This is a genomic window from Limosilactobacillus vaginalis, from assembly GCF_025311515.1.
GTDB lineage: Bacteria > Bacillota > Bacilli > Lactobacillales > Lactobacillaceae > Limosilactobacillus > Limosilactobacillus vaginalis.
On the sequence record NZ_CP104399.1, the window covers coordinates 942102 to 966942 of the forward strand.

General features: G+C 37.3%; 25 protein-coding genes and 3 pseudogenes. 19 read left to right on the top strand and 9 right to left on the bottom strand.

The features are described 5' to 3' along the window. Positions 1 to 45: 45 nt before the first annotated feature. Positions 46 to 1542, bottom strand: coding sequence for a threonine synthase (thrC, locus tag N4627_RS04625; RefSeq protein WP_098044838.1), 1497 nt, complete (start codon positions 1540 to 1542; stop codon positions 46 to 48). Between the two features lie 113 nt (positions 1543 to 1655). Between thrC and N4627_RS04630 the strand changes: the two genes are divergently transcribed. Both N4627_RS04630 and thrB read left to right on the top strand, forming a co-directional pair. Continuing rightward, positions 1656 to 2930, top strand: a complete 1275-nt coding sequence (locus tag N4627_RS04630; protein WP_098044837.1) for a homoserine dehydrogenase — start codon at positions 1656 to 1658, stop codon at positions 2928 to 2930. Between the two features lie 14 nt (positions 2931 to 2944). Next, positions 2945 to 3808, top strand: coding sequence for a homoserine kinase (gene thrB / locus N4627_RS04635; protein WP_098044836.1), 864 nt, complete (start codon positions 2945 to 2947; stop codon positions 3806 to 3808). Between the two features lie 133 nt (positions 3809 to 3941). Here thrB and hpt read toward each other — a convergent pair whose 3' ends face one another. Then, positions 3942 to 4481, bottom strand: coding sequence for a hypoxanthine phosphoribosyltransferase (gene hpt, locus N4627_RS04640; protein WP_260963895.1), 540 nt, complete (start codon positions 4479 to 4481; stop codon positions 3942 to 3944). Between the two features lie 237 nt (positions 4482 to 4718). On the opposite strand from hpt, the gene N4627_RS04645 reads away from it, so the two are divergent. Further along, complete coding sequence (locus N4627_RS04645) at positions 4719 to 5567, top strand: low temperature requirement protein A (protein WP_260963897.1); 849 nt, start codon at positions 4719 to 4721, stop codon at positions 5565 to 5567. Here N4627_RS04645 and N4627_RS04650 read toward each other — a convergent pair. Further along, the gene (locus N4627_RS04650) at positions 5531 to 6628 is read right to left on the bottom strand and encodes a diaminopropionate ammonia-lyase (RefSeq protein WP_260963899.1); all 1098 of its coding nucleotides are present in this window, start codon (positions 6626 to 6628) and stop codon (positions 5531 to 5533) included. The genes N4627_RS04645 and N4627_RS04650 overlap by 37 nt on opposite strands. 539 nt (positions 6629 to 7167) lie before the next feature. Here N4627_RS04650 and brnQ point away from each other — a divergent pair. The 4 genes and pseudogenes from brnQ to N4627_RS04675 all read left to right on the top strand — a co-directional run bounded on the left by brnQ (position 7168) and on the right by N4627_RS04675 (position 10649). Further along, positions 7168 to 8535: a branched-chain amino acid transport system II carrier protein gene (gene brnQ / locus N4627_RS04655; protein WP_098044832.1), complete on the top strand. Its 1368-nt coding sequence runs from the start codon at positions 7168 to 7170 to the stop codon at positions 8533 to 8535. Between the two features lie 203 nt (positions 8536 to 8738). After that, on the top strand, positions 8739 to 9194 hold the full coding sequence (locus N4627_RS04660) for a MarR family winged helix-turn-helix transcriptional regulator (RefSeq protein ID WP_191337007.1): 456 nt from the start codon (positions 8739 to 8741) through the stop codon (positions 9192 to 9194). 130 nt (positions 9195 to 9324) lie between these two features. Then, positions 9325 to 10460 (top strand): annotated as a pseudogene (locus N4627_RS04670) (DHA2 family efflux MFS transporter permease subunit). A gap of 30 nt (positions 10461 to 10490) precedes the next feature. Further along, entirely contained in the window at positions 10491 to 10649 is a 159-nt protein-coding gene (locus N4627_RS04675; protein WP_003717083.1) for a hypothetical protein, read from the top strand. Between the two features lie 84 nt (positions 10650 to 10733). Here N4627_RS04675 and N4627_RS04680 read toward each other — a convergent pair whose 3' ends face one another. Further along, positions 10734 to 11054 (bottom strand): carboxymuconolactone decarboxylase family protein, encoded by a 321-nt coding sequence (locus N4627_RS04680; protein ID WP_003717084.1) that lies wholly within the window; start codon positions 11052 to 11054, stop codon positions 10734 to 10736. A 374-nt stretch (positions 11055 to 11428) separates the two neighbouring features. Between N4627_RS04680 and N4627_RS04685 the strand changes: the two genes are divergently transcribed. From N4627_RS04685 to N4627_RS04705, 5 genes are all read left to right on the top strand, one after another. Further along, the gene (locus N4627_RS04685) at positions 11429 to 11641 is read left to right on the top strand and encodes a hypothetical protein (RefSeq protein WP_003717085.1); all 213 of its coding nucleotides are present in this window, start codon (positions 11429 to 11431) and stop codon (positions 11639 to 11641) included. 31 nt (positions 11642 to 11672) lie between these two features. Then, complete coding sequence (locus N4627_RS04690; RefSeq protein WP_003717086.1) at positions 11673 to 11939, top strand: hypothetical protein; 267 nt, start codon at positions 11673 to 11675, stop codon at positions 11937 to 11939. Further along, positions 11929 to 12237: a type II toxin-antitoxin system RelE/ParE family toxin gene (locus tag N4627_RS04695; protein ID WP_056974617.1), complete on the top strand. Its 309-nt coding sequence runs from the start codon at positions 11929 to 11931 to the stop codon at positions 12235 to 12237. Before N4627_RS04690 ends, N4627_RS04695 begins: the two co-directional genes overlap by 11 nt. A gap of 60 nt (positions 12238 to 12297) precedes the next feature. Then, positions 12298 to 13227 carry an NAD(P)-dependent oxidoreductase gene (locus tag N4627_RS04700; protein ID WP_003717088.1) on the top strand — a complete coding sequence of 310 codons (930 nt, stop codon included), beginning with the start codon at positions 12298 to 12300 and terminating at the stop codon, positions 13225 to 13227. 184 nt (positions 13228 to 13411) lie between these two features. Then, positions 13412 to 14647: an ammonium transporter gene (locus N4627_RS04705; protein ID WP_199160700.1), complete on the top strand. Its 1236-nt coding sequence runs from the start codon at positions 13412 to 13414 to the stop codon at positions 14645 to 14647. 83 nt (positions 14648 to 14730) lie between these two features. Here the strand turns inward: N4627_RS04705 and N4627_RS04710 are convergent, their stop codons facing one another. Both N4627_RS04710 and N4627_RS04715 read right to left on the bottom strand, forming a co-directional pair. Further along, the gene (locus tag N4627_RS04710; protein WP_003717090.1) at positions 14731 to 15918 is read right to left on the bottom strand and encodes an ATP-binding protein; all 1188 of its coding nucleotides are present in this window, start codon (positions 15916 to 15918) and stop codon (positions 14731 to 14733) included. Between the two features lie 126 nt (positions 15919 to 16044). After that, positions 16045 to 16915, bottom strand: a pseudogene (locus N4627_RS04715) (LysR family transcriptional regulator). 163 nt (positions 16916 to 17078) lie between these two features. On the opposite strand from N4627_RS04715, the gene N4627_RS04720 reads away from it, so the two are divergent. After that, positions 17079 to 17900: an aldo/keto reductase gene (locus tag N4627_RS04720; protein WP_260963915.1), complete on the top strand. Its 822-nt coding sequence runs from the start codon at positions 17079 to 17081 to the stop codon at positions 17898 to 17900. A 47-nt stretch (positions 17901 to 17947) separates the two neighbouring features. Here N4627_RS04720 and N4627_RS04725 read toward each other — a convergent pair whose 3' ends face one another. Beyond that, positions 17948 to 18331: a winged helix-turn-helix transcriptional regulator gene (locus N4627_RS04725; RefSeq protein WP_260963917.1), complete on the bottom strand. Its 384-nt coding sequence runs from the start codon at positions 18329 to 18331 to the stop codon at positions 17948 to 17950. A gap of 116 nt (positions 18332 to 18447) precedes the next feature. Between N4627_RS04725 and N4627_RS04730 the strand changes: the two genes are divergently transcribed. The 3 genes from N4627_RS04730 to N4627_RS04740 all read left to right on the top strand — a co-directional run bounded on the left by N4627_RS04730 (position 18448) and on the right by N4627_RS04740 (position 20476). Further along, positions 18448 to 18738: a hypothetical protein gene (locus N4627_RS04730; RefSeq protein ID WP_003717095.1), complete on the top strand. Its 291-nt coding sequence runs from the start codon at positions 18448 to 18450 to the stop codon at positions 18736 to 18738. Positions 18739 to 19011: 273 nt separating this feature from the next. Next, a protein-coding gene (locus tag N4627_RS04735; RefSeq protein WP_260963921.1) for an IS982 family transposase occupies positions 19012 to 19919 on the top strand; the annotation gives its coding sequence in 2 pieces (ribosomal slippage) (positions 19012 to 19330 and positions 19330 to 19919; 909 coding nt in all). Between the two features lie 59 nt (positions 19920 to 19978). Beyond that, positions 19979 to 20476 carry a GNAT family N-acetyltransferase gene (locus tag N4627_RS04740; RefSeq protein ID WP_098045105.1) on the top strand — a complete coding sequence of 166 codons (498 nt, stop codon included), beginning with the start codon at positions 19979 to 19981 and terminating at the stop codon, positions 20474 to 20476. A gap of 37 nt (positions 20477 to 20513) precedes the next feature. Here N4627_RS04740 and N4627_RS04745 read toward each other — a convergent pair whose 3' ends face one another. Continuing rightward, positions 20514 to 21191, bottom strand: coding sequence for a PHP domain-containing protein (locus N4627_RS04745; protein ID WP_040531287.1), 678 nt, complete (start codon positions 21189 to 21191; stop codon positions 20514 to 20516). Positions 21192 to 21390: 199 nt separating this feature from the next. Between N4627_RS04745 and N4627_RS04750 the strand changes: the two are divergent. The 3 genes and pseudogenes from N4627_RS04750 (at position 21391) to N4627_RS04760 (ending at position 23394) form a co-directional block, all read left to right on the top strand. Continuing rightward, positions 21391 to 22079, top strand: a pseudogene (locus tag N4627_RS04750) (alpha/beta hydrolase). A gap of 173 nt (positions 22080 to 22252) precedes the next feature. Continuing rightward, positions 22253 to 22534 carry a hypothetical protein gene (locus N4627_RS04755; RefSeq protein WP_003717102.1) on the top strand — a complete coding sequence of 94 codons (282 nt, stop codon included), beginning with the start codon at positions 22253 to 22255 and terminating at the stop codon, positions 22532 to 22534. Next, a complete protein-coding gene (locus N4627_RS04760; protein ID WP_191336976.1) occupies positions 22534 to 23394 on the top strand; it encodes an alpha/beta hydrolase in 861 nt (286 codons plus the stop codon). Before N4627_RS04755 ends, N4627_RS04760 begins: the two co-directional genes overlap by 1 nt. A gap of 65 nt (positions 23395 to 23459) precedes the next feature. Here the strand turns inward: N4627_RS04760 and N4627_RS04765 are convergent, their stop codons facing one another. After that, positions 23460 to 24809: a hemolysin family protein gene (locus tag N4627_RS04765; RefSeq protein WP_191336947.1), complete on the bottom strand. Its 1350-nt coding sequence runs from the start codon at positions 24807 to 24809 to the stop codon at positions 23460 to 23462. Positions 24810 to 24841 lie beyond the last annotated feature (32 nt).

Here is a 24841-nt window from a genome sequence, read left to right on the forward strand (position 1 = left end):
GAATATTTCTAGGGTGCTTCGGTTAATTTAAAATGATCAAAATTATTAATACGTTGAAGTAAGTAACTTGCTAATTGTTTCTTCCATTTTGGTTGGCTGGATTACTTGCTCAGCTCGGATTGACTGATTGAATAAGGCTTGAACATTGTTACTTAGCGGTTGTTGGACAACTTTCTGCAAGTTATGAATGGCTGCTAGTCCTGGTGTCGAAACAACTTGTCCTGTAATAGCCTTGTAAACTGTTTCGGGGAATTTATACGGACTAGCCGTTGATACAATGACCGTTGGTGTCTTATCATTATGGCTGGCTTGGTATTGATTAGTAACGAATGAAGCAACAGCCGTATGCGGATCGATTAGGTAACCATCTGCTTTATAAACCCGGTGGATCTCTTGGACGACTTGATCCTGAGTTGCAAATCCGGCAGCAAACTGACGATCTAACTGCGCCTTAATAACCGAGTTGACTTGATAATGACCTTCTTGTACTAATTGATCCATATATTTACTAATTAGTTCAGCATTATTACCAGCTAAATCAAATAATAATCGCTCTAGATTGCTGGATACTAAGATGTCCATTGCAGGTGAATTGGTTAAGTAAAACTGACGCTGACGGTTGTATTCCCCGGTTTTGAAAAAGTCGGTCAGGACATTATTTTCATCAGAGGCACAAATCAATTTATTAATTGGTAATCCTAACTTTTTAGCGTAATAGCCAGCTAGAATATCGCCAAAATTACCAGTAGGGACCGCAAAATTGAGGACATCACCGACCTGAATTTTACCTTTATTTACCAGTTGACCATAGGCACTAAAGTAATAGGCAATCTGTGGAATTAAGCGCCCAATATTCATTGAATTAGCTGAGGAGAATTGATAGCTGTTTTGTTGTAGTTGCTGATTAAATGTGGTGTCGTTAAAAATTCGTTTAACTTCAGTTTGGGCATCGTCAAAATTACCTTCAATCGCAATAGCAGTAAGGTTATTCCCTCGTTGACCTAACATTTGTTTCAATTGAACGGGACTAACTCCCCCATGAGGATAAAAGACAATTACTTGTGTACCAGACTGATTACTAAATCCCCGCATAGCTGCTGTTCCAGTATCACCAGAAGTAGCAGTTAAAATAATAATTTTATTACTGATTTGTTCAATAGTAACTGCTGAGGTCATTAGATAGGGAAGAATTTGCAGTGCAACATCTTTAAAGGCTAAAGTCGGTCCATGAAAAAGTTCTAGGTAGTAATTATTTGAATGACTATTAGAAATAGGGGTAATTTGTTGACTATCCCATTGGTCGCCATAAGCCTGCTCGATACTTTTTTGTAGCTGATCAGGGGTAAAATCGTTGAAAAACAGGGTTAGAATCAGGTGTACAATTTGCTGATAAGTCATCTTAGGTAAGTTTTCGATCGGTAAAGATGAAGAAGGAAATTTGGTGGGGACTAGCAAACCACCGTCATCTGCTAGCCCCTTAATAATGGCTTGGGGTGCGTTTAAGTTTTTATCTAGTGGGCCGCGTGTACTACGGTATTGCATATCATTACCTCCAATTATGACTAAAATCGTAACTCTTTGTTTGATATTGTACCTGTCTTAACTGTATGTTACAATCGGAAAATGAAAAAATAATGAGAAAATGAGGTGGCATTATGGAAACCGTTCAGATAGGAATGCTAGGTCTTGGAACAGTTGGATCTGGCGTACTACAAATGATTCAGAATAATGAAGATAAGGTGGCTAATGTCACCGGTCGGCAACTTAATGTTAAAAAAGTATTAGTAAAACATCCCGAGCGTCATCAGAAAGTCCAGGGAGGAATCGAGTTAACGACTGATATTCAGGAAATTATCAATGATCAAGAAATTCAAATTGTGGTAGAGCTGATTGGTGGAATCCACCCTGCAAAAGACTATATTGAAATGGCATTACGCTCCCGAAAAAACGTTGTAACGGCAAATAAGGACTTGATTGCAACATATGGACCAGAATTAAGCCGACTAGCCCATGATAATGATTGCGATCTAATGTATGAAGCAAGTGTCGCTGGGGGAATTCCAATTTTACGGACAATTAATAATAGTTTCTCTGCTGACAAAATAACGGAGGTCAAGGGAATTGTTAACGGAACCACTAACTACATTTTGACACAGATGAGTCAGCAAGGGTGGTCGTACGAAAAGGCATTACGCGAAGCACAAAAATTAGGTTTTGCTGAGGCAGATCCAACGAATGACGTTACTGGAAAAGATGCTGCATTTAAAATGGTAATCCTTAGTCAGTTTGCATTCGGTATTCAATTAACGATTAATGATTTTAACGTAACTGGAATTGACCGATTGAGCGCCTTCGATGTTCAACAAGCGGGGAAATTTGGTTATGTAATTAAGCTAGTAGGGATTTCGCGGGTAATTAATGATGGTGTCTTTGTCGAAGTAGCTCCGGTTTTGGTCCCAGTAGATCATCCGTTAGCTACCATCAATAATGAATACAATGCAGTAATGGTCACTGGTCAAGCGGTAGGAGACACCCTGTTTTATGGGCGTGGTGCAGGTGGATTGCCGACAGCAAATAGTGTTTTAAGTGATATCACTTCAGTTACTAAGAATCTTGTGTTAAAAACTAACGGTAACTTCTTTAATAATTATCAGCAGCGTTATATCCCAGCTACTACTGATCAAGTTGCATATCCATACTTTTTATCCATTACGATGCCGGATATAACTGGTCAAATGCTTAAGTTAACGCAAATTATGACAGAGATTAATGCCAGTTTTAGCCAAATTACCCAAACAGAAGCAAATGGAATAGCTCGGATAGTAATTATTACTCATGCAATGAGCGGGTCGCAGTTACATGAATTTAAGGCACAGATTGCTAGTGAACCAACCATTAATCTTGATGCTGCTTATAAGGTTTTAAAATAATGGGGGATGAGTAAATGAAAATTAAGGTTCCTGCTTCCAGTGCCAATCTTGGCCCAGGTTTTGATTCGATTGGACTTGCGGTTTCACTATACTTAAATGTAGCGGTTAAGGAATCTGCTAAAGAATGGCAAGTCGATCACCAGTTAGGAGATTTACCGCATGATGAGCATAATATGATCGTTCAAACGGCTCTCCAGGTTGCGCCCCAACTCTCGCCCCAACATCTTGAAGTCAGCAGTGATATTCCGCTTACTCATGGGTTAGGAAGCAGTTCCAGCGCAATTGTTGCTGGGATTGAATTAGCAAACCAACTAGCAAATCTCAAATTAACCAAGGCAGCTAAGGTAGAAATTGCCAGTCAAATAGAGGGCCATCCTGATAATGTTGCTCCAGCAATCCTTGGTGGCTTAGTGATTGGGACTAACATTGACCAGCATTTCGATGCTGTGGAAGCTCCTTTACCACCATATGATTTTGTTGCTTATATTCCAGCGTATAGCTTAGCAACCAAAAAAGCTCGGGCAGTTTTACCACGTCAGTTAGACTACCATTCTGCCATCCATGCTAGTGCAGTTGCTAATACATTAGTAGCAGCTTTATTTAAACAAGATTACTCATTGGTAAGTGAACTTATGGAGGCTGATAACTTCCATGAACAGTATCGGGCACAATTAGTACCGGAGTTAATGCCAATTCGGCAAGTAGGTCATGTTTATGGTGCAGCGACATACTTAAGTGGAGCCGGTCCCACGGTTATGACAATGATTATCCCAGACAAAACGGCAGCATTTATTGAAGCACTCCGTAAAAAAGGATTATCTGATCGCATTGAAGTTTTACATCCAGATCGTAATGGTGTGGTCGTCGACGATCAGTAAATTATAGTTTTCAAAGAGGCTATCCTTTTGGGCTTGATAGTGATAACTATTCAGAAAATAATAAAAGAGAATAACCAGTAATTTACTTCGAAGGGATCTCCCTGAGCTAATAGTTACGGGTTATTCTCTTTTATTATTTTTCATAAACTGATCGTTTTAACACACCGACATAGGGAAGATTACGGTAAAGGCCATTATAATCAAGACCATAGCCAACGATAAATTCATTAGGAACTGTAAAACCAAGGTAATCAATTTTTACAGGTATTTCACGACGTTCAGGTTTATCCAGAAGTGAACAAATTTCAACACTCTTTGCGCCACGACTAGCGAACAGTTTGTTCAAAAACTCTAAAGTATGTCCGGTATCGATAATGTCTTCAACCATTAAAACTGGTCTACCACTAACGTCATGGGAAAGGTCACGTAACAAACGTACTTTACCTGACGATTTAGAACTATCTTCATAGCTGGAAACATCGACATAATCGATATTCAGCTTAAAATCAAGTCTCTTCATTAATTCAGCCGCAAACATCATTGCTCCAGTCATCACTGGCACAACTACTGGAAATTCATCGTGGTATTTAGCAGAAATGGTAGTTGCCAATTCGTCGATTCTGTGATCAATTTGTGCTTGAGAATACAAAACTTTTTCAATGTCGTTATCCATTCTAATTCTCCCTTATAATGTTCGATATTTACGAACAATATAACTGGTTAGTATTTATTAACGTTAGCATTTTATCATAAGTCGTGGCAATTTAAAGACTTTTTTAAAGAAAATTATGATAGTCTAACCGGAAAACATTTAAATTTCATGATTAGCTCTTGATCGCTTAAATCGTTAATTAAAATCTTTTATAATGGATAAATAGAAACTTACCAAGTATAAAGGGAGGGGAGCGTTTTGCAAAAAATCATCGCTAAACGAGTTTCAATGTTGGAACTATTTTATGACCTGATTTTTGTCTATGCAATTTCTAAAATCACCGCAATGATTCATCATCCCGTTGCAGGTGGTATTCCGCTATTTAATTATATTGAATTTGTTTTTGTTGTTATTATGGTAATGCAGATTTGGCTTTATCAGGCATTATATATTAATCGCTTCGGCAAAAGTCGCATCATTGATACAATTGGTTTGCTAATCACAATGACTTATCTTGCTAATAATATCAACACTGAATGGTCGGTCACATTTAGAACTTTTAATTCGGCAGTGGTACTAATAGTTGCTGGTTTAATTTGGCAGTACCTCTGTGGTTCGGGAAAACACCCGATGCGTGATCATGATGTCCGGGCCTTTGCAGTAACCTTAATATTAGAATTGATTGCTGTGTTAAGCGGCTTACTAATAGGTTATCACTATGGCATTTTCCTGTGTGTATTAGGTGGCTTGATTGGCTTTTTAATGCCATTAGCTGTGTATCAACAATTTGTTCCAAAGAACGTGAACTTTCCGCACTTAGTAGAACGACTCGGCTTAATTATTATCATTACTTTTGGTGAATCGTTAGTTAATATTACGCGCTATTTCAATGGTTCGATAATTCAGCTATTTCCTGCATTAATTTTTGTACTACTGGTGACAATGTTTGGTGCATATATTATTCAGGACGAACTACTTATTAATCACCACCAGCGTTCACGTGGGTTCGTCCTCATGTACTCTCACGTATTCATGGTGATTTCCCTTCTCTCAATGACGGCAGGACTCGATTATCTTGCAGAATCGGGAGTATCACGGAGGTGTTGATCCTGGAGAACGGCATTAACGTAGGCAAAGGCTGCAACTCCAGATTCACCGGAAATAATTTTTGAATCAGTTCCAATGGGGGTTGATAGGGTGCGCATTCCAATTCGTGCAACGTTATCTGTCAGTGTTCCATAAAAGCTGGCAGTATCACGAATTACTGGAAATGAAATTAAACTTGGTGTCTGACAATTTAGCCCAGCCATAATCGTGCGAGGTGATCCAGGAACGGTGTGCAAGTTATTATCCGCTACCTGTGCGGATAGATAGTAACAGGCAACAGTTGCTGGTTCAACAATTGTAATTACTGGGCGTTTATCTTTTGGCAATAAACTATATAAGGCATCGATAATTCCAGATGATAATTGACCGACTCCTGCTTGTAAGAAGATATGTGTAGGATAATTGTCGGTGTCTATTTGTCTAAGAATTTCGGTGACGATAATAGAATATCCTGCAGAAATCGCTTGTGGAATTTCTGTATAGCCTTCCCAAGCCATATCTTGAATTAAAATCCCGTTTGGATCTTTGTCAGCAAGCTGAACAGTATCGTCGTAGTTTTTATCTGTTATTTCTACATTCACATTATTAAACGCAGCAATATGTTCTGCACGTATCTTAGTTGAACCTGCAGGCATCTTAACTATTGCGTGAGTGCCTAATTTTTCGGCCGCCCAAGCCACACCGCGCCCATGATTACCATCAGTAGCAGTATAAAAAGTGATTTGGTCAGCGACTTTTCTTATCAACGGTGTCATTAATTGAGAATATTTCAAATACTTTGTTGCTAATCCGGCTTGCTTAGCAATACAATATGCCATTGCGTATAAACCACCGGTAGCTTTAAAGGCTTTTAGAGCTTTGCTAAATCGTTGAGATTCATCTTTTACATAAAGACTACCGATATTATTCTTTTTAGCATACTGCTTCAAATTAATTAATGGTGTTGGCTGATAAAATGGTACTGATTGATAAAAGTTTGCAACTTGTTTCACGATTTCAGCATCGTTAAAAGGATGATTGCCAATTTTAAATGGTGATTTAATAAGTTTGATTTCTGTCATAATTAGTTTCCTTCTTAATATTCAAGCTAACAAAGTCTGATGATCTATGTCAAATACGCTTACTTAGAAAGTAATGGCACTACTAACCTTATTTTTAGCGAGTACAATAGTTTAATGTCATATTTGACTTAATGAGCGCTCAACGAAATATTAAAAAAACATTAGAAAAATCTTGACATTTTATAATCAATCATGTAAAGTATTTAGCAAATAAACGGTATGAATAACCACTGAGAATAGGAAATTAGCTTTTCTTTAACTAGTCAGCGAACCCAAATTAGTGCGAGTGGGAATAGTAAAGGATAGTGAAAGTAGCCTAGGAGTGGCTCAGGTGAGAGCAATCGTAGCCTTAGCCGGGTGCGCCCGTTATAGCGTCAACGTATCTAGTTTTTTTGCTATGTACGGGGTAAGGGAGTAGTAGTGATATTACTCTGAAGATAAGGTGGTAACACGCGTGATAGCGTCCTTGTAAGTAGTTAGCTTATGAGGACGTTTTTTTATACCAGTTTAATTAATTATTACTGAGAGGGATGTTTAAAATGAAAACAACTAAAGCGAGTATTAGACAGTCGATAATTATTGCATCATTGATTTTTGGAATGTTATTTGGAGCAGGAAATCTAATTTTCCCAGTTCACTTGGGTCAGCTAGCTGGTAGTCACTGGTTAATAGCGAGTAGTGGCTTTCTTATTTCTGGAGTATTGATTCCCTTGATGGCCTTGCTAGCAATTAGCATTACCAAGTCAAACGGCATTTATGACCTTGCACTGCCGAACGGTCGGACTTATGCACTAATCTTTTTAATCCTCGTTCATGCAACTTTGGGACCATTATTTGCAACGCCCCGGACGGCAACCGTTCCTTATGAAATTGGGATTGCTCCTTATTTATCTAAGGCAGCTAATTCTTGGGGACTATTAATCTACTCAGCAATTTTCTTTAGTTTGGTTTATCTTTTTTCCAATCATGAGGGTAAAATTGCTACTTTAATCGGTAAAATCTTAAATCCCTTATTTCTAGGATTACTATTTCTGATTTTCTTACTAGCATTCAGTAATCCGTTAGGCGCTGGTAGTACTGCTAATATAACCGCGGCATATACAAATCATGCTTTTTCTAATGGCTTTTTACAAGGATATAATACTATGGATGGTTTAGCCGCATTAGCTTTTGGAATTACAATTATTACTGCAATTAAAGAATTAGGAATTAAAAAATTGCGACAAATATCGCTTGCAACGGCTAAAAGTGGTTTTTGGGGAATCAGTGGAGTTGCAATTATCTACTTAGCTTTAATTTGGTTAGGAGCGACTAGCTTACACCAATTTAAACCTGCATTAAATGGTGGGATTACGCTTGCCCAAATTTCTCATTATTACTTAGGAACAGCTGGAGATGCGATCTTAGCAACATTAGCTACTGTTACTTGCATGACTTCTGCAATGGGGCTCGTAATTGCCTTTTCGCAAGACTTCCATCGTCGATTCCCCAAAATTTCTTATCGAACATTTTTGCGATTTAACTGCGGGCTGTCATTCTTATTCGCTAATCTAGGTCTTAATCAAATCATTGCATGGTCAACGCCAATCCTAATGTTCCTTTATCCGTTAGCAATTACTTTAATTATTTTAGGCTTGCTTTCGCCACTATTTAAAAAGGATCCGTTAGTTTACCGAATTACAACTGGATTAACTCTGATTCCGGCATTCTTTGATATGTTAAATGCGTTACCTGCTAATTTGCATGAAAGTCAATTATTGCAAACGCTACTTGAATTTGCTCAACGGTTCTTCCCATTTTTCAGCTTAGGGTTTGGCTGGCTGAGTTTTGGAATTGTGGGATTAATTTTAGGACTTGCTAGTTATGTATTAAAAGAAAGGAAGAAAACAGCGTTAGCAAATGATTAATTGTTAATTTTAGGTCACTGACATAAGTTATATTACCTAAATAAAATACAAACGACGCAGTCCACAAATGGGCTTCAGTTTGGTAAATTGAACTTGAAAACAAAGCACGGAATAATGATAAATTATCATTATCCTGTGCTTTTTCTTGTATTATTTAATAATCTGTAGCAAGCTACACATATTGAGAGAGGGGATGCTCAAAAATGAAGTCAAAAAGACTACCTACACAAGATTATATTGGACCTCAAATCAAAACTCTGAGTATTTTGATTGAAAAAAAGATGAATGCTCAATTAGTTGCCAATGGAATTAACTTAACGGGGACCCAAATTTCAATTTTAGCCTTTTTATATGATCATCAAAAGACGGTAACCCAAAAAGAAATTGAATTAAAGTTCAAAATTAGTCACCCTACCGTGCGAGGAATAATTCGGCGATTGGTTGCATTGAATGTAGTTGAAACAACTACAAGCGATCAGGACAGACGTCAAATTCTTTTAATGTTGTCGACTCAAGGGCAAAAATTTATGAAAGAAAATCTGAAGATAATTCAGGATCCAGCTAAGAAGATGGAATCAAGATTACGAGATAATATTAGAGAGTCAGATTACGAAATTTTTCAGCAGGTTTTGCATCAGATGATTAATAATTTGCAATAACCTGCCTTATTTTAGTTAAAAGTGTAGCTAGCTACGTTTCTAAGGAGGGAAATTTATGATTACAATTGATACACCTAATAAGCAAAAAGTAAAAATGATAGCAGTATTAATCTTTGGAGCATTTATAATGATGCTTACCGAAACATTTTTCAACAATGCTTTACCAACAATTATTAATCAATACAGTGTTAGCCAGTCAATCGCGCAATGGGTCAGCACGGGCTACCAACTTGTGACAGGATTAATGATTCCTTTATCTGAATGGTTTTTTCACCGTTTTAATACTAAACATACTTTCATTAGCTTGTTACTGATTTTTTACTGGGTTCAATTTGTGGCTTCTTAGCAAGTAATTTCTGGCTATTATTATTTGGCCGATTAATTCAAGCGATCGCTGCCGGGGCAATGATTCCTTTAATTCAAAATGTAGTTCTCGTACTCTATCCTCAAGAAAAACGAGGCTTTATTATGGGAATAATTGGTTTGGTGATTGCATTTGGCCCAGCGCTAGGTCCAACGGTTGGTGGATGGATCATTGATAACCTAGGTTTAAAATGGTTATTTGGAATTTTAGTTTCCCTAATCATTATCTTACTAGCTATCAGTCTTTTTAATGCTAAAAATGTTCATAAGATTGACCGAACACAAAGAGATGACTGGCTATCTGTAGTAGAATCTTGTCTTGGCTTTGGGGCGCTATTATATGGCTTCTCTGATATCAGTAATATGGGAACAATTAATTTTACAAATGGCTTTATCACAATAATGGGGTTTGTCGTATTAATATTTTTCTGCTGGCGACAATTAAAGTTAGAAAAGCCATTAGTGAATTTAAGGGTTTTTAAAAATTATACTTTTAATTTAACAACTATTTTAAGTGCAATTAGTAATATCGCATTACTTAGTGTTGAGTTAGTCTTACCACTATATTTACAACGAGTTCATGGCCTTTCCGCATTTCAGGCTGGACTGATGCTCTTACCTGGAGCAATTTTGGAAGGGATAACGAGTCCGATTGCTGGAAGACTATATGATAAATTCGGTATTAAGAAACTCTCATTAATTGGCTACGCTATTATTATTTTGGGGACTATGCCAATGATGTTTTTTACTCCAGAGACTAATTTGCTACTTGTTGCAGGGGCATATGCTTTCCGAATTATTGGGATTGCTACTGTAATGATGCCAACGTTCACAGAAGGACTTAATGCGTTACCAATTAACTTATACGTTCATGGAAATGCTGCAGCATCGACTGTTCGCTAGATTGGCGGTTCACTTGGAACAGCAGTATTAATGATGATTATCGCCTTTGGTAGTAAGCATGTAGCAGGTAACAAAATGCTGCTGGCTGAGCAGCTTAACTATGGCTATCGATACGCATTTTTAGCTTCCTTTATTTTTGCTTTAATTGGTTTTGTTTTATCATTTTGGTTGAAATCAAAACAGCAGTAACTTCATAGTGAGAAAAACACCGAAAATCGGCTGGCAAGCTGATTTTCGGTGTTTTCTGTTGAGTTAATTCTCAGTCTCTAAACATTAATCATCCCAAACTTTCTTAGCAACGTTAAATGCAGACCAAGCATTCGGCCAACCAACGTAAAAGGCAAGTTGGGTAATTATTTCTGCAATTTCATCTTTAGTAATTCCATTCTTTTTAGCAGTTTCCATATGGTAAGGAAGTTGCTCAAAGGCTCCCTTAGTAATTAATGCCGTAACAGTCAAGAAACTCCGATCACGAGGACTTAATTCCTTTTCTCGGGACCAAACTTGTCCGAATAATACATCATCGTTTAATTCAGCAAATTTTGGTGCAAAATCACCTAATTGATCGCGTCCAGCAGTTTGTTTCTTAGCCATGATAAAGACTCGTTTCAAAGTTCTTTTTAGTTATCTTTAATATAAACTAGATCAAATAAAATAAGAAATACTCATATTAAGTAATTATCTATGCAAAAACTGAATTTTAAATAACAAAGGGGGGGTAAATTGAATGAAGTTATAAAGAGTTATAAAATGAGGAGTCATAGTAATAAATAATCCATTTACTACGAGCTTTGGGACTGTTCCAAGTGTTTTTCTTGATCGGGACTCTCTTTCGCAGCGGGTAATTACTGAATTAAACAGCGGTAATTCTCCATTCCAAATATCCTTGATTTATGGACAATGTGGAGCAGGGAAGACAACACTAATGACTGATGTTGCCAATGGACTAGAAAAAAGTAGTTAATTAAATGTTAGACGATGATTTTCTTGATTCGCTAACTACGCAATTACGAGAGAAACTGGTTACTCTTAAATTATTTAGTGAGGTCGATTTAAAAATCGAATTTAAGGGAATTCAATTTAATACTTCAATGGGCAACGATAATAAAGAAGCAAATTTTCAAACTATTTTTCATCGTCTCCTACAAAAGTTTACGCAAAAAGGAATTAACATTATATAATTATGATATAATTATATTCGAGGTGACCGTGATGAAATATAAAACAGTTAAGGCGCGAAAGCAGGGAACTTCAATGACCCTGACTATTCCAGCGCAATTTAAGGTCTGTGAAAATGCATTATTTGAACCAAAACTATTAGATAACGGAACAATTCAGTATTCTCCAATTGTGAGTGATGCTGATATTGAACATGATCGTAAAATGATTGAACAGTCTTTCAAATATGATCAGCTACTTACCGAAGAAGATATGGAAAAACGTTTTGGAAAGTATGGCTGGGGACAAGATGAAGATTAAATATACGCCAAGCTTTGCTGATTCCCTAGAACATACGATTTTATATTGGCAGAACGAGCTAAAATTATCCACCGTCAAAATTCATCAATTTACGTCACATATTGATAAGAAAATCAAATTAATTGGTGCTTATCCTGGAATAGGAACCGATGTTACTGAGCTGTATGGCTTTGAGAAACAGACTTACCGTATCTTAATTGGTCATAGTTACGGTATCTTTTACCGATTAGACCAGGCTAATAATCAAATTATTATTGGCGCAATCTTTAATACTGCAGAAATGAAAGTTAAATTTTAAAATTGTCTGTGAAAGTGAAAAATCTTCGATCAAGTTATCAAAAAGGAGTCAAAGATTAGGATGAACGTTCTTATTATTGGGGATTTTCCTGTTAGCACAAAGCAAAAAATTTATAAAGTTTTTCCTCAAGAATGGCAAGTTCACATTACAAATTTACGTTCAGCACCGTTGTATTTATCATCTGCGGAAGCAATTATTCCTGAGCATATACCAGTTAATTCATCTCTACTAAAACAAGCGCCGCAGTTAAAAATAATTCAAACCGGGGCCGGTTATGATAATGTTGACGTGGCCGAATGTACTCATCGAGGGATTAAGGTTTGTAATGCTGCAGGAGTTAATGCGAATGCCGTAGTTGAACACACCCTTGCGTTAATTTTAAGTTGGTTTAAAAATATTCCTTACTTAGACTGCTTTATGAAAGACCAGCAACCGGCAAGTCAACTTACGTATAATGGAGCGGAAATTGCTGGGAAAACTTTAGGAATTGTTGGCTTGGGAAATGTTGGTGCGAGAATGGCGCATATTGGGTTGGCGCTCAATATGAACGTCCTTGCGTATAATCATCATCCACGGCATATTTCAGGAGTTAGGATGGTTGACTTACCAACCTTGTATAAAAATAGTGATATTATTAGCCTTCATATTGCTGCAACTCCTGCAACTCACCATTTAATTAATTCTCAGGCGTTTCAACAAATGAAATCATCAGCACTCCTAGTAAACACATCACGAGGAAGTATTGTTGATGAGGCTGCTCTTATTTCAGCATTGCAAACCCATGAAATTGCCGGAGCTTGCTTAGATGTCTTTGAACAAGAACCATTGCCCATGGATAGTCCGTTGCGGCATTTAAGTAATGTCATCCTAACACCGCATACAGCAGGCCTTCCCGACAGTGTTAAATTTCACCGTCGTCGTTACGAATTCTTTAAGGAGAATCTGACTAGATTTGCTAAGGGTGAAAAGCCAAAGAATTTAGTGAATTAATGGTTTGGAAAGTTATATTTTTCCTCTTAATATTATTCGCTATTTAGACCAATCTGGTTATTATCATTTCGAGCCCATCTGGATTTGCTTAATATTAAACGAATCTTTTGCTATCGTATTGAATTAGACCACCTACTTCTGTATAGTCTAACTATTATCTTATAGCGATGAGGAGTGAGTTGAGATGAGTACGACAAACACATTATTTGTAATGGTCGCTAGTATCCTGGTGTTTTTTATGACGCCAGGATTAGCTTTTTTCTATGGTGGAATGGTGTCACGCCGTAATTCAGTCAATACGCTGCTCTCGGTATTCTTTATTTCGGGACTCGCCATTATTTTATGGGTTGTCTTAGGATATTCATTATCATTCAACGGCAACGTCTTTGGATTAGTAGGCAATCTTCATGCCATGATGATGAGTAATGTCCGGCTCGACCAGTTAACTACGGGGAAAATCCCATTAGGGCTGTATTCACTATTCCAAATGATGTTTGCTATCATTACCCCGGCTTTATTCGTTGGTGCGATTGTTGGAAGGGTCCGGTTTAAGTTTTTAATGGTCTTTATAATTTGCTGGTCAGTCTGTGTCTATTATCCACTCGTCCATATGATTTGGGGTAATGGACTGCTCTCAAAACTAGGAGCATTAGATTTTGCAGGCGGGACAGTAGTTCATATTAATGCTGGGATTACCGCGTTAGTTCTTTCTATAATGGTTGGACCACGATCTCATCCCGAAGACGAACACGCCAACCATTCCTGGATTTTATTAGGTACCGCAATTTTATGGATTGGCTGGTATGGCTTTAACGCTGGCTCGGCCTTAGCAATTAATGATGTTGCAATGCAAGCGATGATTACAACAACTATCGCTACGGCCGCTTCAATGGTTGCTTGGCAGTTATTAGAAGTTTGGCGAGTTGGTCATATTACCCTGGTTGGGACTTGTTCGGGCGCTTTATGTGGCTTAGTAGCAATTACACCTGCTGCCGGTTATGTTGCTATCGACAGTGCTCTTTGGATCGGACTGATCGGGTCAGTCGTTAGTTTCCTATTTGTTACACTGATTAAGCCAAGAATCCATCTGGATGATACCCTTGATGCTTTTGGTTGTCATGGGGTTAGTGGAATCTGGGGTAGTATTGCGACGGGATTATTTGCCAGTCATGCAATTAACAGTGATGTTACTAGTGATGGCCTATTTGTTGGTGGCGGTTGGCATTTATTTAATATTCAATTATTAACAACCATCATCGTGATTGCTTGGACTTTTATCATTTCAATGCTCCTAATTAAATTAATCAGTCACTGGATGCAGATCCGAGTTTCCAGCGATGATGAAATACTTGGCCTGGATTTAAGTCAGCATAACGAACCGCTCCATTCTACCCGGTTAGCAAGCGAAAGAACTGAATAAATTAATCAAGCCACCTAATTAGTCGATAATGACCTTTTTAGGTGGCTGAATTTGTTGCGTTTTCAATTACTGTCTGAAAATTATTAAGATAGTAGCCAGTCGATCACGTTAATTTGCTCAATTCCATTGTCGTTATAATAACCACTATCTTCAGTTAATAATTTTTTGGGAAAGTTATCGTGAATCTGTTGAAATCCTCGTATTTCACGTTGATAGGTATGTTCATCCTTAACAGAAAGGGAAACCTGATAATACTCTTTGATACCATCCTTAATCGCTACAAAATCAATTTCTAAATTGCCTAATGAACCAACATAAACCTCATATCCTCGCCGCAGTAGTTCTAGGTATACGATGCTTTCTAGGCGGCTACCAAAGTTGGGTCGTTTTGTCCCTAATAAGTCAATCTTCAACGCTGGATCAACTGGATAATATTTTGAATTGATCGTTAAATATCTCTTACCACTAATATCATAGCGGTCACATTTATAGAAAAGATAGGCATCAGTAAAATTTTTTAAGTATGAAGTAACGGTTGCTGGACTGGTTTTGACACCCTTAGAAGTCATTAACCCCGCTATTTTTCTGGGTGTAATCAAATTTCCGGTCGTATCTGTTAAGTACTTAGCCAATTCTTCAACAAAGGAAGCATTACCACGTTCACGACGAGCAAGAATATCTTTAATTAACACCGTATTAATAATGCCATCAATATAGTCGTGATAAGTTTGGCTATCATTCAATTCGATAGCAAACGGGAAGCCACCTCTTTCTGAATAACGATCGAATGCTTGAGTTTTAGAAGTGTTCTTCATTGTTGGTAAAAACTCTGCAAATGACAATGGAAAAACATGAATTTCGATATAACGCCCGGACAACAGTGTTGATAATTCTCCAGAAAGCATAAATGCGTTTGAACCGGTCACATACAAGTCAACATTCTTTTTAATGAATAAGCTATCAAGTACTTTCTCAAAGTGTGCAACATTTTGGATTTCATCCAGGAAAATATAATTCATTTTATTTGCAACTAGATGATTATTTAAGTAGTCATATAGTTTGTGATAATCTTGGAGATTAGAAATGCCAAGATCTTCAAAGTTAAGATGGTGGATTTGGTCGTCAGCAACGTCAAATCTTTCTTTTAATCGTTGTTTGTACATTTCTAAGATGGTAGATTTTCCTGACCGGCGAACTCCTGTTAATACTTTAATGATTTGCTTGTCGCGAACTAGATCTAATCGTTGCATATAGCTATCTCGTTGGATCATTTGGTTAACCTCTTATTAGTTTGAATTTAGTTTTATACTTATGATTATTATATCATTAGTTTGAAATTACTTTTACACTTTTTGAAAATTCAGTTGAATGTAAAAGTATTTTCACATTCATAAAAATCATTTTTTACCTTCAGACCAAATCCTAGTTAACCTTTTTGCCAGTGGAGCAATCGTCTTCCGTTGGCTTTTTAAATAGGTTACGTAAAAAGTCATTGTTGCTGAACGATCAGTAATTGGTAATGCAACAGTATCAGTTGTGTCATATGTATTGTTTGGTTGTGTGACATTAGTAGTAAAGAAGGGGAAACTGGTATATTTTGTTAATTCACTAAGCGCATCATATTCTGTTTGATACAAAAATTTAGCATCAGGGATGTTCTCCTGAATGATCGTTTTCCATGGTCCAATATCATTTAAAACCACAAAGCTCAAACCAACTAATTCCTTAAAAGTGACCTGACGCTGATTAGCAAGGTACATAAATTGATCGAGATTAACATAAAGGTTTTCCTCGCCGATGAAGCGAGACTCAATCTGCGTTGTCTGGATTTCACGATTGGTAATAATCGCTGAATACTTGCGGTTCAGTAGGTTCTTTTCGACGTTATTCTGGTCAAGAAGTGCTTCATCGATATCAATGTTGGCGTTAAATTTTTGTAGATTCTGTTCTAGTACAATTTGCGGACCAGGGGCGACACTAGCAATTTTGAGTACTTGCTGATTTTGCGCGTAGTTTTTGATTTCAGTGATAAATTGCTGATTAGCTTGGAGGAGTGCAGTGGCTTTTTCAGCAGCCAGCTTGCCGGTCTTAGTTAGCGTGATCCGATTGGGGGTGCCGATCAAACAGTTGGACCCCCAATTCATCTTCTAATTTTTGCATCCCCCGCGTAACAGTTGGCTGAGTGATATTTAATTCGGCCGCTGTTTTCGCGAGGGTTTTATATTTGGCAAACGTGATAAGTTCTTCTAATAGGTAATTATCAATCATTATCATCCCTCCAGCTAGTATACGTTGTATGTATGCTAGCATGTTCTTTAAGTAATTTTCAATCAGGGAGTATGTGGTTAAGATATAGACAATCACAAAACGAAGGGAAGTTAATCTAATATCAAACAATGTTCCAACAGTAAAATTAAATAACGGTGTCGAAATGCCAACGCTTGGCTTTGGCGTTTTCCAAGTTCCTGATTTATCTCAAGCTGAACAAGCAGTTACGGATGCTCTTGAAATTGGCTACCGCTTGATTGATACCGCTGTAGCTTACCAAAATGAGGAGGCGGTTGGTAAGGCAATTAAGGATAGCGACATTCCGCGTGATCAAATCTGGGTAACTTCTAAGCTTTGGCTCCAAGACTACGCTTATGAAGAGGCCAAGAAGGCCATTGATCTTTCATTAAAGAAACTTGGCCTGGATTATGTGGACCTTTACCTAGTTCACCAACCGTACGGCAAAGTTGATGAAGCCTGGCAAGCAATGGAAGAAGCTCAAGAAGCGGGAAAGATTCGATCAATTGGTGTTTCTAACATGACACCAAAATTATGGAAGAAGTTTGTTCCCGATTTTGATGTTATGCCAGCAGTTAACCAAGTTGAATTTAACCCCTACTTCCAACAAAAAGAATTGCGTCAAATCATGGCTAAAAATGGGGTTGCCCTTGAAGCTTGGGCACCGCTTGGTCAAGGTAACGCTGAGCTCTTTCACAAACCAGTCATTACCAAAATGGCAAAAAAGTATGGTAAGGATGCTGGGCAAATTATCCTCCGCTTTGAACACCAAGAAGGGGTAACGGTCTTTCCGAAGTCCGTTCATGAAGCACGAATCAAGAGCGACATGAAAATTTTTGACTTTGAATTGAACTCCGCTGAAATGGATCAAATGCGAGCCTTAGATAAGGGTAAGGGGATGCACGATCCAGATGCACCAGGCGTTGAAGAAATGCTCAGTCAATACGATGTGCATACTAATGATTAATTGAAGATAGAAAATGATGATACAGCATTAAAACCGTACCGTCATTTTTAATTCTCAAATTTTGCCCGGTGCACTTTTTCAAAGTGTTTTCCCGTATAAATTTCCGCATCACTATGCTTAATCGCCCAATTAGAAATTGTATCGAGCACCGGAATTAAACTTTTGCCTTCAGCAGTTAATGAGTATTCAACCCTGATTGGCATTTCATTAAATTGTTGACGCTCAATGATTCCTGCCTGCTGTAATTCATGGAGACTATCAGCTAGGGCGGCATCTGAAATATTTTCCATTTGTGCTTTCAGTTCACCGTAACGCATTGAATTAACATGCCCCAGGATACAGAGAATCCGTGGCTTCCACTTGCCACCGAAAATATCTAACCCATAGTCAACAGTACAATAGTATTCTTTTGGTAGTTTCCGTTGATACATAGCTAACCTTCCTCAAAAATTATTTAGTAGCTTAATCGTTTTTGAATTCGTATTAATTTTGATTGTAAACGACTACTATCAGAATTGTAAACTAATTGATTTGAGGAGGAAGTAAAATGGCAGTTAAAGCTTATTTACAAGTAACGATGGTAATTCCTGAAAAGAATCGGGCAGCGGCAGCAAAGGTTTATACCGATTACCGGGAACCATTCTTAAAAACCATCCCCGGTGCAGAAACCAAGGATCTTTTAATTCGGGACGAAGATGTTCAAGTTCTTCATGGCTTTGATAGTGTTGAACATGCCAAGGCATACCTCGACAGTGAAATGTTTACTCAACATGTTTTCCCCGGTTTGAAGCCAACTTGGACTGCGGATCCGGAAGTACGGATTTATAGTGTAAACTAAATTAAATAAATTTTCTTCATGGCATCACGTAAATAGTGGTGTCATTTTTTGTAAACTGATTTTTGAAGCTAATTAAGTAATTTATTTATCTCATGTAATTCTGCTTGCTCATCATTAGTTCCAATGGTATGAGTAAAAGCTATGGATTGCTATTAAATATAAACCCGTGGTGCTAGTTAATTTTTTCCTAGAGGAAAATGTCTAAACATGTTGGTAAATCAACAAAAAACGCATATAGTAGTCTCAAAACTCCCAAGAAATGAGGACTACTATATGCGTTCATCAAAATATACTGAACATTATACAGATACTTTTATAACATTCAAGGAAATTATGAGAACTGTTTCTAACATATACCACAATTGTATACCAGATAAGATTAAAAACCGAAGAAATACTGATCAACTGAAGCAACGCGATACAGTGATTATTGCTTGTGTTATATGGGGCATAATTAATGGCTATACTAGCCAAAGAGCCACGTATAGAGCGGTTTGTTCCGTCTTATTTCCTAATGGTGACTTTCCTAGTAGGAGTCGATTCACTCGCTTAAGTTCAAACTTAGCTTACACTATCAAGATTATTCGATACTTTTCATCAAGAAGCTCACCAAAGGTGAACTAGTAGGAATTATAGATAGTTTTCCTAGTCCATTATGTAAACCAGTTAGAAATAGACAAGCAAAACTATTGAATCAAATAGCCAAAGTTGGCTATAACTCAACAAAGAAATCTTATTTTTATGGTCTTAAAATTCATATGATTGTTACTAAGACTGGCTTTCCGATTACTTACTCAATCACGAATCCAGGTGTCCATGACGTGAAAGTGTTAGAGACTTTATCGGAAGAAGCGAATCTTCCCAATATCCTAGGGGACAAAGGATATACTAGCCATAAAATCCATGAAAAGCTTGCCCTTAAGCGCATTACTATATCCGTTCCGCCACGTAAAAACATGGATAAATCAGAAAAACTAGACCACAGCTTACTTGGAAAACAAAGAAAAACAGTTGAGACTGTTTTTTCTTCCTTAGAAAAATTAGGTTGTCAAAATTTCAACTCACGTTCTGATAAAGGGTTAGAGAGTAGATTTGAAGGCATATTACTGGCTTACAGTGTTCTATTAAGTCAAGCACAACGACGTTTTGAAGGAACTTTGAGATATTCTTTAGGATATTAAAATTAACTAGCACCACGGGTGGGTGATTTATAGTATACTATGTCAAAAGGAGGAGTTAGATGAACAATCAAATCACACTAGCGTATTTAGATTATGATGATCTAGATGCTTTACAAGTTGTAAGTGTTGTCAGTTTTTATGAATCGTTTATCGATGGCGCAGATCCACTTGATATGCAAGAATATTTACAGACACAATTGACAACTGAAATATTGGCAGTAGAATTGGCACAGTCAACCAGTAAATTTATTGGTATTAAGGATCATCAAATACTCATTGGTTATATGAAAGTCAATGATGAAAAAGATGCTATAGAGATTCAACGGATCTATCTGCTCAAAGATTATCAAAACAAAGGGTTAGGGCAACGGTTACTCGATGAAGCGAATCGTTATGCTAAAACGAAACAAAAACGTTATTTACGTTTGGCTGTTTATGAAAAAAATCATGCAGCTATTCGTTTTTATGAACGTTATGGATTTAAAAAAATCGGGATCAAACATTTTCTTTTAGGAAAACAAGATCGTATTTGTCCGATTTTAGAAAAAGAAATCTAAAAAAACGTCCTCAGCATCAAAAGTGAGGACGTTTTTTTTAGGCTGGTAATGGAACCATAATTCGCTTTCCTTTTTGATAAAACGCTAATTCCGTCACACCTTTTACTTTTAACAGAGCAAAAAGATCATCGAAATGGAAATGTCCAAGGTAATGCCCATCTGATCCAACACTAAACAAGGTACCACCACGTGAAAGATATAAATCGATGATATATTCATATAGCGCTAAATTGTCATACAAGTAAGCGCTCTTAGCATTTAATTCGAATGCCAATTTATTTTTGATTACTTGATCTAGAATCGGTAAAAACTGCGCTTCATATTGTTTAAATTCAGCAACGGATAGACCAAATACCCGAAAACTATAGTCAAAATGAGCAAAGACATCTGCTTCTATAACAACTAGTGCTTCTGAAAGTTGTGCAAAATACTGAGGAATCACAATAGCAGGATCCATATCTTTGACTTCGTCATCTAAATAATCAAATTGACCATTATGATGCACACTGAGTAATTTTAAATCGTAATCTTTATCGGCTAAATAGTCGATGATCCGATCCTTTTCAGAAGCGATGTAACCGATTTCGATGCCTTTTAAAACACGATTGCCAAAACGCTTATTTAAGCTATCGATTGTTTGACTGTACATTTCATAATCGGGGATATCATCGACTTTAGTAACAGGATTGGCTAAGTCAAAATGTTCAGTTGTCACGACGTAACCATCGTAGTTTGTTAAATAGTCCTCATTTCTTGGGAGTTTTGAGACTACTATATGCGTTTTTTGTTGATTTACCAACATGTTTAGACATTTTCCTCTAGGAAAAAATTAACTAGCACCACGGGTTAAATATAAGTATTTAACATCGATAACTGATTCATATAAAATAACAAATTTAAGGTAAGGAAAGAAAATGAAAAAAGTAAAGTTGTTTCTAAGTTTAGCTATCAGTTTGCTTACAATTGTCGGTTTAACTTCTAAGGCTCATGCAGTCACTCACTATGTACAGTTCTCAACACCGACAATCTTCGTCCATGGCTGGGGGAATAGTTCACACGCGGAAGAAAAGATGGCTAATGCTGCTCGTGATGCGGGAGTTACCAAAATAATCGTGCGGGCAAATGTTGATAAAAATGGCAAGGTAACTTTTAATCGCCGGATTCTGGCAAATACGGTTAACCCGATTGTTGAAGTAAATTTAGAAGACAATAAGCTAGCTAACTACCAAAATAATTATGCTAAGCGCTATCATCTGCTGGTCATTATAATGGGTTAGTTGGGGAGAGCGATGCTGATGCTAAAGTAGATGCGCAAACCGGTGAACCGGAGCAGAAGGAGTCCGCATACCGTGAATTATTAGGTTTGCGCCAAACTTTTCCTAAGAATACCGCGGTTCTAAATATTTATGGGGATGTCGAAGATGGTAGCCATTCTGACGAAGATGTGCCAGTCAATTCTGCTAAATCATTGAAGTATCTTGTAGCTAGCCGAGCAAAATCCTACTAAGAGATTGAAATTCGTGGTAAGAACGCCCAGCATAGCAAGTTACATAATAACAATCAGGTAAATCACGCTTTAATTAAATTTTTGTGGGAAAAGTAATGCTTTCTATTAGGTATCTATTTATGCGGTTTCGTAATTTAATGCTAACGAGGCCGTTTTAATAAGTATTTAGTTTACATAATTATCATTCAGTGTTAACGGATGCTTTTCTTGTCGCCCTTTACAACTAAGCATATAATTAAAATTAGAAATAATTGGGAGGGGATTATCAAATGAATAAAATTTTTATGAGCGGTTATTATCAAGGCGTTGTTGAAGTTGCTCCAGCATCATTATCAGCAGCCAAGGTGGAAGAATTAGCGATTACAATGACTATTCAGCACCTTCGCCATGCCGGAGTTAAGGTAACAACAATCCATGACTTCCTTGTACTTGATATTCATGCTAATGAACGACTCGTTAACAAGTATATAAACAATAACGCAGCTGAACTCGAAGAAGTCCAAGCCAGCCTTTTAAGTTCAGCGTTCACAAAGAAAGGTAGTATTGATTAATGAAGAAAAGTTCAGTTGGAATTTCTATTGCGATTATTGCCGTTTTGGTAGCAATCATTGGTGGTGCGGTTTACCATACGCAGAAGAATAATCGCTTCGTTCATTCAACCACGGCAACTCTCTTCTTCCATGGTGGAGGAAGTAGTTATCACGCAGAGACGGGAATGGTTAACGCCGCAAAGAAAGCTGGCGTTACAAATACCGTCATTAGAGCAGACGTTACAAACAACGGAAAAGTTACTATTCATGGTAATATGCATCGGGGCGCGGTTAACCCAATCGTAGAAGTTAACTACGAAAATAATCGACAACTAGACTTTAATAAGCATGGCGAGTATGCAACGAATGTTGTTAAAATGCTCAAAAAACGTTACGGAATTAATAAGATCAACATGGTTGGTCACTCATTAGGTAATATTTCGATTATCTACTACATGCTTCGTAATGGTCAAAATAAGAACATGCCTCGATTGGAAAAGCAGGTTGATATTGCTGGTCATTTTGGTGGATTAACGTTTAATGGTATTCCAGATGCACTAAAGCAACCTGCTGGGATGAAATTGGATTCTAATGGAAAGCCTAATTACATGAACACTACCTATAAACAAATGACTGCTGCTCGTAAGGCCTATCCTAAGGGACAAGTAGCCGTCCTGAATATCTATGGCGATATTGGTAACCATACTGATGGCCGGGTTACTAACGCTTCATCACGTTCACTTCAGTACCTAGTTGCGTCTCGAGCAAAGTCATATACCGAATTAAAGGTAACTGGTAAAAATGCCCAGCACTCTAAACTTCATGATAATAAGCAAGTTGATCAAGCGTTAATTAAGTTTCTTTGGCAACGAAGAAAGTAAAATTAAACACCATAAAACAAATCTCCTTAGCCGGGTCAAAGCCTAGCTAAGGAGATTTTACTATTTTACTTATCTTTTTTCTTTGATTGGGTGTTCTTCTTTGGTTTAATGTAGATTACTTTAAACTTATTTACATAAGCATTTTGTAAGTCTAACGGAATAAAGGAGAAACTGTCAACTCTAATTGGCTGACCAACCTTTAAGTCATATTGCCGTTCAAGGAAGAATCCCGTAAGAGTTGTTACTTCTGAGTTTTCAAATTGATCAATCTTAGTATTGAAGTACCGTTCAAAATCATCAAGCGGCATTTTACCGGAAACTTCATAAGTAGGGTTTCCCTTGCTATCCGGTTCCTTCTTTTCAATCATATCTGATGTGGCGTGGTCAATTTCCTCACCAACGGTCCCAAAGAGTTCTTCATAGATATCCTTATCGGTAATAATCCCTGATGTACCACCATATTCGTCTTGAACAACAACAATTGGAACTTGCTTCTTAATCATTTCTTGGAGAACCTTAGTAATTGGTTCGTTTTCATAAACGATTGGAATCTTTCGCATGATCGTCCGAATTGATTGTTGAGGATTAATTTGGTTTTGCCGCATAACATCATAGGCAAAGATATAACCAAGAATATGATCCTTATCGTTATTAGCGACAACCGGGAATCGGGTAAACTTCTTTTCAAAGTATAACTGGGCTGCATCAGCAATTGAAGCAGTAATGTCAATCACCGCTAATTGGGTCCGGTCAATCATAATATCTTCAGCAACTTTATCGTTCATTTCAAATGCCCGTTGCATAAAGATAACGTCTTCTTTATCCATTTCACCAGCTTTTTCTGACTGCTGTGAAAGGGTCATAATTTCGTTTTGTGAATAGGTATCTTCTTCAGGCTGAACGTTGTAACCGAGAAGCTTGGTAACCCAGGCAGCTACAACAGCAAACAACCAAACGAATGGGTAGAAGATCGTATGGAAGAATTGGATAGGGTGAACAATTGCCATTAAGATTGGTACCGGCTTATCGATCGCCATGTTCTTTGGTACCAAATCAGTAAAGACGGCGTGGAAGAAAGTAAAAATCAGCACACCGCAAATTGGCGAAATAACTTCCCTAATGTTTGCTGGAACTACCGTGATCTTTAGCAATAAATTGGTAATAAATTGATCACCAATCCACCCTAAAATCAGGGAAGTCATGGTAACACCGACCTGAGCAGTAGAGAGATACTCGTTTAGGTTGTTAACCATGTGTTCAGCACGTTTAACCTTTTTAGTCTGCTTTAACTCTTTTAATTCACTAGGACGGACTTTAACAACTGAATACTCCAAAAGAGTAAACAATGCCGCCAGTAAAAGAATTAAGATAATTACAATCAGTTGAAACCAATATGAATTCATTAATCCATTCATTTTATAAATATCACCTATACTTTTATTGATAT